Raw genomic sequence first — 15745 nt, forward strand, 5'->3', positions numbered from 1 at the left:
AGACACCATGAGTTTCCCTATCAACAGCCAGCCGGAACTGGTATTTGCCCATTCCATTGGCAATGTCCATATCACCAGGGGTACAGATGGGCAGGTTACCATTAAAGAGAAGAAAAACGGCTTTCCTGACGCCATTCAGATTCACTACAAACAGAGCGGCGACAAGATCACCATCACAAGCGATATACAAAGTGATCTGTTTGAGGATACCTGGGTGGATTTCGATGTAAGCGTCCCCAGCCAGACCGGCGTTCACGCCAGCCTGGCAAACGGTGGCACCCTGGAGGCCGATGGCCTCAGCGGTCAGATCGCCTTAAGTAATACCAATGGGTCTATCTGGGCCACTCACCTCAATGGCGCTCTGGCGCTCAAGAGCGCGAGCGGCTCGCTCAACGCCAATCACGTCAACGGCCAGATGACCCTCAGCACTCAGAACGGGACGATTACCACCAGCGATGCCCATCTGCGAGGACACTCAACAGTCCAGGCTGCCAGCGGAACGATTAACTTTCACGGATCGCTCGACCCCAAGGGGAGCTACCTCTTTGCGGGCGGCAACGGCGCAGTTGGCCTCACGTTGCCACGTGGCGCAGCCTTTCATGTGGATGCCAGAACGACCAGCGGGGCCATAGAGACCAATTTTCCAGGCATTGCTATCCACCACCAGAATAGGGGCGGCGCGGCCAGCAGCAGTTTTGCCAGCGGCAGCGTTGGCGCCCCGCCGCTGGCAAAACTGACCATCCAGACGAGCAGCGGCCCAATTCACCTCTTCCAGGGGAGATAGGCCATGCCAGCCGTTCCGGGGAAGCGCATACCTCATTGTCAAACAACAGGCAGCCCGGCACAAGATGGGCGCAGGGCTGTGGGAGGTTCCCATTTTTTCAGCCTGCGGATGACGATGCTCTTTCTCCTGACGGTTCTCATCGTGGTGGTCATTCTTCCCCAGTGTTTGCAGCGGCCACTCTGTACGCCAGAAAATGAAGGAGGGTTCTTGCGGGCAGTACACGGCTATCTGGTGAATGCAGCCTGCCAGGAAGTGCAATTGACCGGGGTCAACTGGTCGGGAATGGAGACAGGAGCCTTTGCCCCCGGCGGGCTGGAGGTGCGTAACTGGCAGGATATGCTCAACCAGATGGTCCAGGCGGGCTTCAACACCATCCGCCTGCCTTTCAGCGACCAGTTGTTTGACCCCACCAGTCTGCCCCAGGGTATCAATTACCAGAAAAACCCTGATTTGAGAGGCTTGTATGGTTTGAGCCTGATGGATCGCCTGATAGAAGGGGCGCGCCAGCGCGGCTTGAAGATCATCCTCGACAGGCACCGACCCTCCGCTGATGCGCAAGCAGACCTCTGGTACACCTATACAGTACCGGAGTCACGCTGGATTGCCGATTGGGTCATGCTCGCCAGACACTATCGTGGCAATGACACGGTGATAGGCGCTGACCTCAACAACGAGCCGCGTGGCGCTGCCACCTGGGGCAGCGGCGACCCCTACACCGACTGGCGGCTGGCCGCAGAACGAGCGGGCAATGCCATCCTGAAAGTCAACCCGGACTGGCTGATTATCGTCCAGGGCATCGAGCAGTACCGGGGAGACTACTACTGGTGGGGCGGAAATCTGAAGGGCGCCGCCCAGTTTCCTGTGCGCCTGCTCCGACCAGATAAGCTCGTGTATTCCGCGCATGACTATGGGCCAGAGGTTTATCCTCAATCCTGGTTTTGGGCAGAGGACTTTCCGCAGAATCTGGCCCGTCTCTGGCAGCGGCACTGGGCCTACCTCCAACTGAGCGGGCAGGCTCCGGTGCTGGTAGGAGAGTTTGGGGGCCGCTCAGTCGAGCAGGGGAAAGAGGGCATCTGGCTGAGCCAGTTGGTGGCCTTCATGAAGCTGTACGGCTTCAGTTATACCTATTGGGCCTGGAACCCCGATTCAGGAGACACAGGCGGGTTGCTTCAGGACGACTGGGAAACGCTCGATCAGGCCAAACTAGCGAGGTTATCTTCCTATCAGTGTCCACTGCCGAATCAGGCAATGTCTCTGCTCTATCAGCAGTGTTCAGAGACCAGCATATTATCTTTGATCTCTGCGGAAAGGTGACGCCTGGAATGATTCCGTTTTGCCTCAAGCCGGTGCGCCAATCGGCTAATTCGTTTCAATACACTTCTGAGATCCTGCGGGTGCGTGATTATTGGCACTTTCAGGGTAGAGACAAGCGCCTCTAGTGACGGAGATAGACAGGGCGCGACGCTGAGCAGCAGATAAGCATGGTATCTCGCCAGAGGAGGATCAGCCAGAACAGCACTGAGAACCGTCAGGCCGTCCCTCTCTGGAAAGGTTTGCGCGAATATCACGACGAGCCGATAGGGGCTTGTCCACATCAACCTCAGCGCGGTACGCCCATCCGAGGCTTCCAGCACCTCATAACCCTGCTCCTGAAGGATCTGGCGAAACAGGGCGCGAAACTGCTCATCTTCATCCACAATGCAGATATGAGTGAGCCGGGGGCTTTCTGGCGGTAGCATGTGAGTACTCCTTTCCCCTGTGAGAAACTCGCCTGTTCACAGCTACAAGCAATGTATACGCTCTTGATAAAACAAGTACCGCCGATGAGAAGAACAGGTCTGTAGCATCCACCACACTACTGCCGCTCAGCCACACTCCACAGTTGAGTGGATAGCGCGGCTGCTCCTGATCCACCACACCATGTAGGAATGGCTACAGTACTCTCGCCCATTTGCAGGTAGTCTTATGTGCAGGATAGACAAAAAACGTGGACCTGCCAGAAACAGGAGCATCCTCATGAGGCATATCAATCCTCAAGCAACGGATCTCCCCGAAGACGGCAGCGGAGACAGGAGGACGCCTGCAAGTACGACCAATCACGGAGCCAATCATGGAACGCATCCTGATCGCTTTCGAGGCAGGGCACGAGCAGCACGCCGCCTGCTGACCAATCTCACTCCCGCCAGGCAGCATTTCCCCGCTGGCTTTCGCTGGTTCCCCAGGCTGAGCAAATTTCTGGTGGTCGGCGGGGCTGGCGTGCTGGTAAATAGTGGCGCGCTGGTGCTGTTGCACCAACTCTTGTCCCTGCCCCTTGTCATCGCTTCCATGCTGGCAGTCGAACTCTCGATTGCCCATAACTTTGTCTGGAATGATCTCTGGACGTTTGGAAAACGCTGGCTCTCTTGGCGGCGTTTCCTTAAGTTCAACCTCATTTCATTGGGCGGTCTGGTCATAACCACAGCAACACTATGGGCGCTGGTGACTGGCCTGCATAGCCCATACCTGCTGGCGAATCTGCTGGGCATCCTGCTCGCTACAGGGTGGAACTTTATCATCAATGTGCTGTGGACCTGGAGGAAAGCGTAATAACATCGCGCTCAAGGAGACCCATCCATGAGGACTATGCTCGTTGACCTCTCCCTGCTGAATCCATTGAGTATGGCGCTCCTCGTACTGGCTGTGTGGGTGGCGCTGTGTCTCTTGCTCGTTCTACCACTGGTCGTTTCACCTTTCTTCCATTGGTGGCAGGCGCGGGGGCAGGCGAGAAAAAGCGTCTCCGGCGCCAGAAGCCAGAGCGCCAGCGATCAGAGAGAAATGTGGTCTCCCTTCCCGGCGAGAGCAGACGCACTCCCGGTATTGCTGCCTGCCTGGTCGCAGCCTGATAAGCTCTCTACGCGGCAGCCTGCTCCCAAGACCCCTCAGCCCACCTGGTCAAACGCTTATACAACCCATCGGCGTCAGGATACACTGCCCACCGATGCGCAGCCCCTGCGCTCGTCAGGCATGGAGGTCAGCGCACTCACAGAAGGTGGGCGCATTCAGACTACACAGGAAAACGAGGATAGCTTTCTGACCATCACCGGCGCAAGAAGCGAGGCTGGTCAGCTTCACCCTTTTGGCCTCTTTGTGGTCGCTGATGGTGTCAGCGGCTATGCCACAGGTCGTGAGGCCAGCGGCGCAACCATTAGCGCCATCGTTCAGCGATTCGTTCCAGTGCTGACTCAGCAAGAGCTTCCCGACGAAGACTTGCCGCTGCTGCTGGCAGCATCCATCCAGAGCGCGAACACCATATTGTATCAACACAACCAGCGCCATCTCCACCCGTTCGGCTGTACAGTTACCGCCGCGCTGGTCAGTGACCAGAAAGCTGCTATCTGCAATGTCGGCAAGAACCGGGCGTATCTCCTGACCAGGCAGGCGCCTCTTCGGCGCGTTACCGTTGACCACTCGATTGTTGAGAGCCTGGTCGTGGCAGGATTTATCCAGCGCGATGAGGTCTATACGCATCCCCGAAAGAACCGAATCTACCGATGCCTGGGGCAAGGGCCGCAAGTGGAAATTGATACCGTGCATCTGCCAGCGGCTCATGGAGATCAACTGCTGTTCTGCTCTGATGGCCTCTGGGAGTTGGTGCGTGACCCCGATATGGAGCGGGTGCTGCGCCAGTCTCCCGACACGCGCCAGGCAAGCAGCAAGCTTGTAGCGTTGGCGAAGGAACATGGTGGCCTGGATGACATCACAGCCATTCTTGTGAAGCTCAGCGCGGCTCCTGAACCCGCCCCCCGGCGACCTGGGATTATCCATATTGATTCCAACGTGGGGGAGCTGGCTTTATAAAACCCAGGCTGCTTGGATGTTTGCGGCTAGCATCTATAGCGCCGCATTCCAGGCGGCCAGGCGACTCAACAAGATTAGCTCCCTGCGAACTCGGACCAGATGACCAGAATCTCAGTACCCTGCCCCGGCTGACTGATGAGTTCGAACCTGGCCCCAATACTCAGCGCGCGCTCGCGCATAATATTCACCCCCATCTGATCTGGCCGAATGGCGTCGGGATCAAAGCCGCATCCGTTATCGCTCACACGAACACTCACATCCCCTGACTGGCATTCCAGCTTCACCGCGAGATGGCTTGCTTTCGCGTGTTTAATGATATTATTGAGGGCTTCTTGCGCAATGCGGTAGAGGACAATTTGCGCCTCCGCCGGTAAAATCCGGTCATTCTCAACCGAAAACGTGATCGACACCTGAGCCTGGCTGGCAACAGTCTCGGTTAACTGCTTCAGGAGTTCTCCTAATTTTTTCTCAGTTATTGCTGCCGGGCGCAGTTCCATCAGCAGGGTACGCATCTCGGCCAGCGCACCCTGTATCAAGCGATGGAGTTCCTCCAGAGAACGCTGTCCCTCTTCCGGGCGGCGTTCCCAGATACGGGGCAGAGCTTCAGCAAGCAGCTTCGCTGAAAAGATGGTCTGCGTTACCGCGTCATGCAGATCGCGGGCTAAGCGATGCCGCTCATCAACCACAGCCGTCTGCTTCACCTGTTCGTTCACCGCAATAGCCTCGCGCAAGGCTTGCTCTAGCTCTTTGCGTTCGGTAATTTCTTCGTGCGCCACGACCAGGCGCAATGAGCCATTACCAGCAAAGCGCGTCACCCGGCCAACAAACCATCGTTGTTTCCTGGTCGTATCCCAGCGATATTCCATTGAGAAACCATCGTGGGCGCCGCTCATCACCGCGCGGATGCCAGCCGCAAACGCCTGCGCGTCTTGAGCCTCTGTGCCGGTGGCCTGCTCGCACACTGCCAGGTAGTTTGCTCCCTCACCAGCATTGAGCGGCGCGAGGGGATTTGCCTCGCCAAAATCACGCCAGGCTTCGTTGACAGCTACAATCACGCCTCTTTCATCCAGAACGCAGATTCCCTCCGCAAGCGCCTCAACACCAGAGCCGACAAACCGCTCCGATTCAAGCGCAGCCTCTTCCTGGCTATCCGCTGCTTGTTGTGCGCCGAAAGCAAGCGAATCATCGCCCTTATAGAGCGTTTCATCCGGCTGATATTCGACTGGATAAGATTGAAAAGGGCGTTTACGCTCCTGTTTTTCCTCTGAACGGAAGAGACGCCCTATCCCTGAATTGCTCCTGGCTGCGCTGCGCCGCCTGGCTCGATACCTGCGCGATTGGTGCATAGAGTTGTTTAGAACGGGTGAAGCATCCTTGGTGAAGAAGGACAAAACTGCCCGTACTGCTGCAAGTTGCGTGCAAAGGTGAGATACAGAGAGCCGTTGCCAGGGGCCATCCTCTTAACAGATCAGCTTGTCGGCGTTGGCGACGGCTGAGGAGGCTTGGGCCTGATCCGGGGAACGTCCAGAAGTGGCGTCTGATAGGTTTCCAGAATACTCAGTTTCTGCTGATCGAGCGTTGTCCAATCTTGCAAAAGAAGTCCTCCCGTATCTGCTGAGTCTGGATTCCACGCCCAATAGGTATAACTGAAGCCATGCGCTTTGAGAAAAGCCATAAGGCTCCGCAGCCAGGTTCCCTCTGTCTCGCTCACAGAACTGGCCCCAAACTCGCCCATCAATACCGGAGTCTGTCCGCTTAGTTGGAGATAGGCCCAATGCTGCTGCCAGATAGAGGCGAGGTTCTGCGGAAAGTTTGCGGCGTGAAACCACGCCTGCGGGTACACATCCGGCCCGTAGTCATGCGCCGAATAGACCAGCTTGTCTGGCCGCGACAATCGAACCGGATATTTCCCGGCCCCTTGCAGGTTGCCGCCCCACCAGTACAGTCCTCCTTTGTATTGCTCAATCCCTTCCACAATAATCAGCCAGTCCGGGTTGGCTTTCAGGATGGCATTGCCCGCTCGTTCTGCGGCCAGCCGCCAGTCGGTGTAGGGGTCGCCGTTGCCCCAGGTAGCCGGACCATGTGGCTCGCCGTGTAAGTCAGCGCCTATCACCGTATCATTGCCGCGATAGTGTTTGGCGAGCATGACCCAATCGGCAATCCAGCGCGACTCCGGTACCTGATCGGTGTACCAGAGAGCGGTTTGATCGTCGGCAGTTGGCCGATGGCGGTCAAGAATGACCTTGAGGCCACGCAGCCGCGCCCCCTCAACCAGACGATCAAGCAGGCCAAGTCCACGCAAGCCCTGCAGATCAGGATTCTTCTCATAATTAATATCCCTGGGCAGACTCTCGGGATCGTCGAGAAATTGGCTGCTGAAGGGGAAGCGGATCGTATTGAAACCAGCCTGAACGATCTCATTCAGTATATTTTGCCAATTGCGAACAGCCAGCCCTCCTGGGGCAAAGAACCCTGTCTCCATCCCAAACCAGTTGATGCCGGTGAGATGGACCTCGTGACCGGAGGCATCCACCAGTTTGCTTTTCATCGTATGCAAGGGACCAGGGGTAATCTTCGCGGCGGAAGAGGGGCCAGAGTCAGGCTGAGGGCCTATACAGGTAGCCAGGATAGTCGCCAGAAGGAGGAGAGACAGCAGGCAAGTCCGATAATTGGCCCGTCCACGAGCAGTTTTCCTCATATTGATGGTATCCATGATATGCATATTCACAATATTTTCACTATATCTACACCAGACCAGGCAGCGCCGCCTGGGTCGGTTGTTACTCCTTCCACGAAGGGGAGCAGCGCCAGGTTCACTCCCCTTCTCTTGGAGAGACTAACACCAGAACCCTGCCTACTTCTGTAGTAAACGATACATTCAGGATGTGCGGATCAGAGAGCGCCTCATTGGGAGCGGCTGGCAATATTCTGCTGACCTGGACCCCCTTGCCAGCAGCTATCGGGGTTGATACACTGTGAGCGCCACATCACAACACAGCATGCCCGCTTTCAGGAGGACTTTTAATGATCCAATTTGGCGTCTTTGTGCCGCAGGGGTGGCGTATGGACCTGGCTGAAATTACCGATCCAGTGGAACAGTACGAGGCAATGACCCGTGTAGCCCAGGTGGTTGATCGCCTTGAGGCGTATGACTCGATCTGGGTCTACGACCATTTTCATCCGATTCCTGTTCCGGTGCAGCAAACGGTCTTCGAATGCTGGACCATCACCGCAGCCCTGGCGCGAGATACGAAGCGGGTGAATGTAGGGCAGATGGTCACATGCGCTGGCTATCGCAATCCCGCTCTGCTGGCTAAGATGGCCTCAACAGTAGATGTGTTAAGTCATGGGCGGCTCTACTGCGGCCTGGGCGCAGGCTGGTATGAGCATGAGTGGCAAGCCTATGGCTATGGCTTTCCCGAAACACCCACGCGCATGCGGGCCTTTGCAGAAGCCTGCGAAATCGTTGTGCGCATGTGGACCGAAGACACGCCCGTAGTCGCTGGCTCGACGTACAGCATTAGCAGCCCGATCAACCAACCCAAAGGGGTGCGTCAGCCGCATCCAGAGCTTTGGATTGGAGGCGGGGGCGAGCGTGTGACTCTCAAGTTGGTGGCGCGCTGGGCCGATGCCTGCAACGTAGGGGGAGAGCCAGAAATGCTGCGCCATAAGTTTGCCGTCCTGCGTGATCATTGCGGCGCCTTGGGGCGCGATTACGAGACAATTACCCGCTCAACAAGTTTGGAAGATCTGGTCTTGCTCAAGCCTGGGCAGAACCCTGAGACGTCGACCGAAGCTGCGCGCCGGACAACCGGCGTCAGCTTTGCCGACTTTGCCAGAAACGCGATCATCGGCGACCCTGAACAGATCGCCAGGCGTATTCAGGCGTTGATCGATGTCGGCGTCAACTACGTACTCGTTTCTTTTCCGCGCGTGGCCTACGATCACGAACCGCTCTATCGCTTTGCCGAAGAAGTGATCCCACGCTTGCGGAACGTATGAGGCTCAGACCGAGGCAAAGCGGGCTGTCTCATTGGCTCGATTGTTCCAGGTGCATCTGCCGGTCTGCCAGGGCTGCAAGCTGCGGGTCGTGCGTCACCATCAGCAGCGTCTGGTGTCTCGTGCGCTGCAAGTCGCGCAGCGTCTCCAGCACCTCCAGCCCGGTGGCCGGGTCCAGGTTGCCCGTCGGCTCATCGGCCAGCACCAGCTTTGGCCGATTGATCAGCGCCCGCGCAATCGCCACCCGCTGCTGCTCGCCGCCAGAGAGCCGCGCAGGCGGATGCCCCAGCCGATCTCCCAGCCCCACCCGCTCCAGCAGGTCTGCCGCGCGATCCTTCAGGTTGAAGCTGAGCTTGCGGCGATAGGGCAGCAGCGGCGCCATCACATTCTCCAACGCCGTCAGATTCGGCAGCAGATAAAACAACTGGAAGACGAACCCGATCTGCTCGCGCCGGAAATCGGCTGCTGCCGGGCCGCGCAGCCGATGGACAGCAATCTCCTCCAGCCAGATGTCCCCGCTGTCCGGCCTTTCCAGCGCCCCCAGCAGCGAGAGCAGCGTCGTCTTGCCAGAGCCGGATGGCCCGGTGATCGCCACAAACTCGCCCGGCTGCACCGCAAAGGCCATCTCCTGAAGAATCTGAAGCCTGCCCGCTGGCAGCGGATAGCTCTTGCTCAATTGGTCCACACGCAGCAGCGGCAGATGCTCTCCGTTCTGCTGCGCGTCGGGGGTTTCAGTAGCTGGCTTGTGTTCCATAGACGATACGCCTTCCCTCCCTTAACGAAACAAATCCCAGTTCTTGATAGGCTGAAAGTCCCTGGCAAGCGCCACCAGCCGCTCAACCGGCAGTGTGCTGGTCAGTTGACACTCCATCCCATCCTGATACCATTGCAGGGCGTGATTGCCGCTCTCATCCACGAACACCTGTCCCTGAAGCGCGCCTATTGGCACGGTCTGCGCCGCCGAGGACGTGAGCGGAAAGCCAGTTGGCTGCTCATAGAGCGACACGTCCTGCCCGGCCATGCGCCAGGTCGCCACAAACACCTTCAGCAGATTCGGGTCACGCGCGTCAGTAATCACCCCATAGGCGCTGCCCTGGGTATCCCCTGGCAGCGCGGTGGGCAGCAGCGGCAAGGGGTGCAAGCCGGGATGCGGGCGCTCAAGCTGGGCAAGAGAAATGCCCTGCACCTGCTGGAGCGAGGTCGCTGCGTGCCAGACCTGCTGGGCCGCGCCCCACCCACCCCTCAGCGCCCCCGCGCCCAGCGTCCCACTCGCCAGGACGACCAGCAGCAGCAGCGCCAGCAGCAGCGCAAAACGCACGCGCCTGTGCTGGTTCCTGGCGGCTCGCGCCTGCTGCGTGGCGTGCAACCGCCCCAGGAGGCGCACACGCCGCTGTTCTGCGGCCTGATTCAGCGTTCGCAGCGGCGTCAGCCCGCTGCTCAGCCGCTGCGCCAGTTGGAGCAGTTCGTCCTCACTGGCAGCAGGGCTGTCCTGCCCGGCAATGATGGCGTCCAGGTCGTCAAGCCATGCCGGTGTCGGCTGCTCTTCTCCCGGCTTCATCCTGCGCCTCCTTTCTCGTTAAATGCTGTCCGCAGCCGCCGCAGCGCCCGGTACAGTGTCGAGCTAACCGTCCCTTCCGGTATCTGGAGGACGCGCGCGATCTCCCGATTGGTCAGTTGCGCCACAAACTTTAGCCCAATGACTTCGCGCTCGCGCCCCGGTAGGCGCTCAAGATGCGCCAGCAGCACTCGCGCTTCCTCGCGGGCAATGGCCCCCTCTTCCACCGCCTCGGCCTGGGGATGCTCCACTGGCAGCAGGCGGTCCAGCGAGACGGTGGGCTTCGCCCGTCGGAAATAATCTGCCGCCGCGTGGCGCGCTATGCGAAAAAGCCAGGCGGTGGCGCTCTCTGGCGCGCGCACCTCCTCGAAATGAGCCAGCGCCTTCTCGAAGACCAGCGCCGTCAGGTCTTCGGCCACTTCCGGCGAGCCAACGAGCAGGCGCAAAAACCCCAGCACCGCCGGATACGTGCGCTGATAGAGCAGCGCAAAGCGCGCCTCCTGGTCGCTGGCCGCCGAGGCGCTGCGCTCCTCCTCGTTCCCAAACCAGGCCCAGGCAGTGGAGATGGCTCGCTCTCTCATACCGTTGGATTCCTTCCTGGCGCGCTATTCAGCACGCAGTACCTCCGCCACCGGCATCCGGCTCACCGCTCGCAGCGCCGGAATCGTCGCCAGCCCGGCCACCAGCGCCAGCAGAATGATCGCGCCTAGCCCGACCAGTGGCAAGACCGCGTTCTGAATGCTCTGCTGTGCCGCGAGAATCCCTTCCGCTGCCAGCGCGCCTGGCACAGCCCCGACCAGCGCCAGCAGCAGCCCTTCCCTGACAAACATCCCTTGCACCAGACGCGGACGCCAGCCCACCGCCTGCAACACCCCGATCTCCTGTTGGCGCTCGCGCACCTGCAAGAGCAGCAGGTCCGCCACGCTCAGAAACGTCAGCAGCAGCGCAAACACGCTCCCGGCAATCTGCGGAGCCGCCGTCTGCACCAGCACAAAGTTCCCCAGCAGGGTGCCGATCAGCGTCTGGCGCAGGGCCAGGATGCTGCTCACCATCAAGACCAGCAGCGCCGCCGACAGGAACAGGCTCCCTATCGTAATCAACGTGCGGGGACGCGCGCGCGTCAGATTGCGCAGCACCAGGCTGTTGATCGGCGAAATCCACAGCGGCAGCCGCCATCCCCTGGCGCGCGGCGGCGTGACGCCCGCGCCCGTCCGCAAGATTTCGGCAGGCTGCATGCGCCAGATGCGCCAGAGCGGATAGAGCGAACACACCAGCGCCAGGGAGAGCATGGCGGGCAGCGTCCAGATGACCACCAGCCAGATGGGGATGGCCTCCAGCAGCGTCGTGATCAGCAAGGCCGCTCCTACCCCCACGATACCACCTCCCAGCGCGAAGAGCAGCGCCTGCATCAAGAACAGCCGGGCGTGCTGCCAGGGCGGCCAGCCCAGCGCCGAGAGCAGCGCAAACTCCTTGCGCTGAGCGGTGAGCAGCGCGCTAAACGCCACCACCAGATTGCCCAGGCAGACCGCCAGCACCGCCAGCAGCAGGAGCAGACGGGTTGCGCCCAACTGCGCCAGGTAGAGGACCGACGCGCCAACCGAAATCCAGCGTTCCTCAACCCAGCCGGTGAGCGCAATCGCTGGATTCTTCCCAAACTGCCCCGCTTTCGCCCCAGGCACATAGACCAGCGTCGGGCTGGGCGATGAGCCAAGTGTAATCACGACAGTCAGGCCGGTGCGCTGGTGAATCAGCCCCGCCACCCGTTGAATCTGCTTCCAACTATTCTGGTTGGCCTGACTGACTCCAGCCACCCGCACCCGTATGGCGCTGATGAGATTGTCGCCCACCAGTTGGCGCGCCGCGTCCAGGGTCGTCAGCGCCAGCGGCGGCTGCAAGAGATAGCCCGCGTGATTGGTCGTCGGCAAGAGCATTGTCGGCGCGACTGGATGCCCCGCCGCATCGTAGCGCAGCATCACGGGCGGCGCAGTATACGTGTTCTCAGGCAGCCAGTTGAGCGGATTGGCAAACTGCGACGCAATGCTCTGATCGCTAAACTGGCCGTCCTCCTCAAAGGTGTAGAGCGCATCCACATGCTGCTTCTTGAGCGTCTTTAAGGGTGTGAGCGGGCGGAACGTGACTTCTGGCCCCTCAGTCCCCGTTGGCACAAGCGTATAGCCCGCGCTGCCATCCGGCGCAGTTGTGGGCTGATAGGTCAAACTCGCTGGCTTTGTCGCGCCATACAAATCCAAATCGTAGCTCTCAATAGCGTTGCCTTCCTTGTTGAAGTCGAGCGGAAGCGGCTGCCAGGAGTGTCCATCCCAGGCCAGGGAGGCGTTGGCGAAGCGGTCTGGATTGCTCTGCACCAGCGGGACCGATCCGCTGAAAATATTCTGCTGGCCGGGAAGTTGGGCCACAAAGCGAGGATCGTTCAGCTTTGGCAGATCGTCGGGAGGGAGACTGCCCAACGTGAGCTGGGTAAATTGCGTGCTGAGGCCAATTTGCCCCGGCAGGTTCTGATGAATGAGCATGGGTACCGCTTCGATGGGAATCTCTTTACAATCCCCGGTTGTTACATCGGTATTACAAGCGTGGTAATGGTGAGCATAGCGCTCATCTTTATGGATGGTATCCTGCTCAGTGAGCATACGCCCACTCGTAATGCTCTGATTCAGATGCACCAGTTGACTTTCTGCTGTTGGATCAACCGCTGCCAGGAGAAAACCCCCGACATCAGGGGTTCTCAGGTCTAAAATGGGATGAGATACCCTTGCAATGTTAGGAGGGAGGCACGTCTGCTCCTGATAGCTTTGGGCCTGAAACTCTGGATGTTGTAATACCAGATCAAGTGGAAAAACATTGTAGCCAATGCCGCAGGATTGAATATAATAGATCTTGCTTTCCTGGTATTCAACGAGCTGCTTTTGCCCGTTGAAAGCGGTCAGCGTCCAGTTCACCTGATAGAAGCCTAGGGCAAAGTCCCGATTTGGGAAGGCGATACGCGGCGTGGGCAAGGACATATAGCCGATGTAGGCAATGGGCGCGGCCACCTCCACCCCTGCCAAGCGTTTGATGGCCGCGTACTGCTGCATACTGATGCCGCCGCCATAGCCCTCCAGATAATCGGCGGGCACCACCTGCCCAGGTGGCAGCTTCACGTTGGCGGGCAGCACCACCAGATCATAGGTAGGCCGCCAACTCTGGCTGATAATCTGATTGGCCTGCACCACCGTTGTTTGCGTCGTCGCGCTCAACAGGACCAGCGCGCAGGCGGCCACCAGAAAGCCCCCGCTCGCCAGCGCGCTTTTCCCACGCTGCCGACGCAGCATCCGCAAGACGTAGGTCCACATCGGCTCACCTCTTCCTTGCTCGCATACAGCATCTCAGTAGACTTGCAAGGTCTTCTATAGAAGAGACGCTATGAGCAGAAAAAGTATTGCAGAAATGGCGCGGGCGTCCGATGTTTCACGTGAAACACCGACATGCGCTCATCAGGTTGCCCCTGTGGCGGTCGGACGATGCGGATCGGTAATCCACTCACTCCACGATCCCGCGTACAAACGCCCATCACCCAGGCCAGCGTGCGCTAACGCCAGCAGTTCATGCGCCGAAGTGACTCCCGAACCGCAGTAGAAGATCGCCTGCTCAGGCGGAACCCCACCCAGCAGCGCCTGAAAGCGCGCTCGTAATGCTTCCGGCGACAAAAAGCGACCATCATCACCCAGCATATCAGCGAACGGGGCATTGATCGCCCCTGGAATATGCCCGGCCACCGGGTCAATAGGTTCTTTCTCGCCCCGATACCGCTCCCCGCTGCGCACATCCAACAAACGAGCGTTGGGATCGCGCAGGTTTGCTAACACGGCATCAGCCGAGACCGCTAACTCGCCGCGCACCTGGGGAATAAAGGCACGCGGGGCGCGGCGCTCCACGCCTGCCGCCACCGGATACCCTGCTTTCTGCCACTGCCGCCAGCCTCCGTCTAAGACCGCCGCCGCCTCATGCCCCATCCAGCGCAGCATCCACCAGAGCCGGGCAGCCGCCATCGAGCCATCGCTCTCGTCATAGGCGACCACCTGCACAGAGCCATCAATTCCCCAGTTCGATAACACCTGGGCAAAGGTCTCTATGGAAGGGAGCGGATGCCGACCAGTTTTGCCGGGCGCGATGGGACCGGATAAATCTTCGTTCAGGTGCGCGTAGACGGCTCCGGGGATATGCGCCTGGACGTAATCACTGCGCCCGCGCTCACTATCACCCAACGAAAACCGGCAATCAACAATCGCCCAATCGGGCGCAGAGAGCTTCTGGGCAAGCTCAGAAGCGGTAATCAGCGTTTGGTACATGATAATGTCTCCTTTTCATACGTTCGCTCAGGGGAAACGACGCTCATTTCTTAGTACTTTTCGGCCAAACCTACCCGTTATACAAGACAGACAGGTAGGACATCCGTTAAAGTATCCCACGGGAAACTGTTGTACTGATGGCCCATAGAGGCCCTGGAATGGGATACTTGCATGTCCCGTCGTCCTGGCGACCCGCATACTCTGTCTGAAACCCTGGAATGGAACCCATCCCCCCATCACCATCCTGCATTTGCTTCACCAGACGCTGCTCAGCGTTTTACAACACATCCTTTTCTTCCCGTTGTCGAATCGTCTCAGACGGCTCAACAGCCCTCCAGAACTCAACCGCTGCCTGCTGCTGACCGCTCAGGCATCCATCAGCAACCCACCCTGCTGCGGCTTCCCGCGCTCAAACCAGAGGAACTCCCGGCGCCGCCGTCTGCCGATCTTCAACTAATTCCCGCGCCCACGCATTCTGTTGGAAGAGTTGGCGCGAAACGTTTCCGCATCCAGAACCTTCCCCCGTCGCGCCTCAACCTGCTGAAGTTCGCAGTTATGGGGGCCGTCCTTTTAGCCGTACTGACCGCCACCTTTGCCATTGCCGGGGGCGGAAGGAGCGACCACCCCTCCTTCACAGGCGCCTCCAGTGTCGCGCCTGTCTCACCTACTGCCGTCAAGGACATGCAGATCGCGCAGAACGTTCACCCCATCATTCAAGCCGACAGAAACGCTGGCTATACCTCGTCACGTCAGCATGACCTCTTCTGGAATTCGTCATGCAGCGCGGCCAGCTTTACCGAAGTCATGCGCGCCTGGGGCCGGACGAATGTTACTATTGGGCAGGTCATTGACGAGATGAGCGCCCACAGCCCGCCCTACATCACCACCTGGGGAGGTTTGATGAGTCAGAACGCCTGGGGCTACACGGCTGAACTACATCACTTCCACGCTGACGTTCAATTTCAGCAGGCGCTCAGTTATGAAGAAATAGTGCGCGTGACCACGCAGCAGGGCCTTCCGGTGATTGTGGGGATACGGGATAACGTTGGCCGCTATTATCCTGCCCTTGGTGGAGGCCATTTCGTGGTCGTTGTCGGCGGGAACAGCGATGGCTTGAAGATCGTTGACTCCTCGCTCTACCGCATTAGCTACCTTTCCCACGACAAGTTCATCTATCTCTGGAGTCGTGGAAGAGGCTTGACCGTTCTCCTCACTCCGGCCCCCTGA

The 15745-nt window shown here is 59.1% G+C and carries 14 protein-coding genes; 6 read left to right on the forward strand and 8 right to left on the reverse strand.

What is annotated here, in order from left to right:
• The first annotated feature begins 7 nt into the window (after positions 1-7).
• The gene (locus VH599_02460; GenBank protein HEY7347154.1) at positions 8-784 is read left to right on the forward strand and encodes a DUF4097 family beta strand repeat-containing protein; all 777 of its coding nucleotides are present in this window, start codon (positions 8-10) and stop codon (positions 782-784) included.
• A gap of 78 nt (positions 785-862) precedes the next feature.
• Positions 863-2098 (forward strand): glycoside hydrolase family 5 protein, encoded by a 1236-nt coding sequence (locus tag VH599_02465; GenBank protein ID HEY7347155.1) that lies wholly within the window; start codon positions 863-865, stop codon positions 2096-2098.
• Here the strand turns inward: VH599_02465 and VH599_02470 are convergent.
• Positions 2047-2523: a response regulator gene (locus VH599_02470; GenBank protein HEY7347156.1), complete on the reverse strand. Its 477-nt coding sequence runs from the start codon at positions 2521-2523 to the stop codon at positions 2047-2049. The two genes, VH599_02465 and VH599_02470, sit on opposite strands and share 52 nt — an antisense overlap.
• 277 nt (positions 2524-2800) lie before the next feature.
• On the opposite strand from VH599_02470, the gene VH599_02475 reads away from it, so the two are divergent.
• Positions 2801-3370: a GtrA family protein gene (locus VH599_02475; protein ID HEY7347157.1), complete on the forward strand. Its 570-nt coding sequence runs from the start codon at positions 2801-2803 to the stop codon at positions 3368-3370.
• Positions 3371-3397: 27 nt separating this feature from the next.
• Entirely contained in the window at positions 3398-4621 is a 1224-nt protein-coding gene (locus VH599_02480) for a protein phosphatase 2C domain-containing protein (GenBank protein HEY7347158.1), read from the forward strand.
• A 74-nt stretch (positions 4622-4695) separates the two neighbouring features.
• Here VH599_02480 and VH599_02485 read toward each other — a convergent pair whose 3' ends face one another.
• Together VH599_02485 and VH599_02490 are read right to left on the reverse strand one after the other, a co-directional pair.
• On the reverse strand, positions 4696-5967 hold the full coding sequence (locus VH599_02485; protein ID HEY7347159.1) for a PAS domain-containing sensor histidine kinase: 1272 nt from the start codon (positions 5965-5967) through the stop codon (positions 4696-4698).
• A 122-nt stretch (positions 5968-6089) separates the two neighbouring features.
• On the reverse strand, positions 6090-7319 hold the full coding sequence (locus tag VH599_02490; GenBank protein ID HEY7347160.1) for a glycoside hydrolase family 5 protein: 1230 nt from the start codon (positions 7317-7319) through the stop codon (positions 6090-6092).
• 326 nt (positions 7320-7645) lie between these two features.
• Between VH599_02490 and VH599_02495 the strand changes: the two genes are divergently transcribed.
• On the forward strand, positions 7646-8623 hold the full coding sequence (locus tag VH599_02495; GenBank protein ID HEY7347161.1) for an LLM class F420-dependent oxidoreductase: 978 nt from the start codon (positions 7646-7648) through the stop codon (positions 8621-8623).
• A 28-nt stretch (positions 8624-8651) separates the two neighbouring features.
• Here the strand turns inward: VH599_02495 and VH599_02500 are convergent, their stop codons facing one another.
• The 5 genes from VH599_02500 to VH599_02520 all read right to left on the reverse strand — a co-directional run bounded on the left by VH599_02500 (position 8652) and on the right by VH599_02520 (position 14518).
• Complete coding sequence (locus VH599_02500) at positions 8652-9374, reverse strand: ABC transporter ATP-binding protein (GenBank protein ID HEY7347162.1); 723 nt, start codon at positions 9372-9374, stop codon at positions 8652-8654.
• Positions 9375-9395: 21 nt separating this feature from the next.
• Positions 9396-10178 carry a hypothetical protein gene (locus VH599_02505; protein HEY7347163.1) on the reverse strand — a complete coding sequence of 261 codons (783 nt, stop codon included), beginning with the start codon at positions 10176-10178 and terminating at the stop codon, positions 9396-9398.
• Positions 10175-10756, reverse strand: coding sequence for a sigma-70 family RNA polymerase sigma factor (locus VH599_02510; GenBank protein ID HEY7347164.1), 582 nt, complete (start codon positions 10754-10756; stop codon positions 10175-10177). The genes VH599_02505 and VH599_02510 overlap by 4 nt, the downstream gene beginning before the upstream one ends.
• 24 nt (positions 10757-10780) lie before the next feature.
• Complete coding sequence (locus VH599_02515) at positions 10781-13522, reverse strand: FtsX-like permease family protein (GenBank protein HEY7347165.1); 2742 nt, start codon at positions 13520-13522, stop codon at positions 10781-10783.
• A 141-nt stretch (positions 13523-13663) separates the two neighbouring features.
• A complete protein-coding gene (locus VH599_02520; protein HEY7347166.1) occupies positions 13664-14518 on the reverse strand; it encodes a sulfurtransferase in 855 nt (284 codons plus the stop codon).
• 171 nt (positions 14519-14689) lie between these two features.
• Between VH599_02520 and VH599_02525 the strand changes: the two genes are divergently transcribed.
• Entirely contained in the window at positions 14690-15745 is a 1056-nt protein-coding gene (locus VH599_02525) for a C39 family peptidase (protein HEY7347167.1), read from the forward strand.

This window comes from Ktedonobacterales bacterium (genome assembly GCA_036557285.1).
Taxonomy (GTDB): Bacteria; Chloroflexota; Ktedonobacteria; order Ktedonobacterales; family DATBGS01; genus DATBHW01.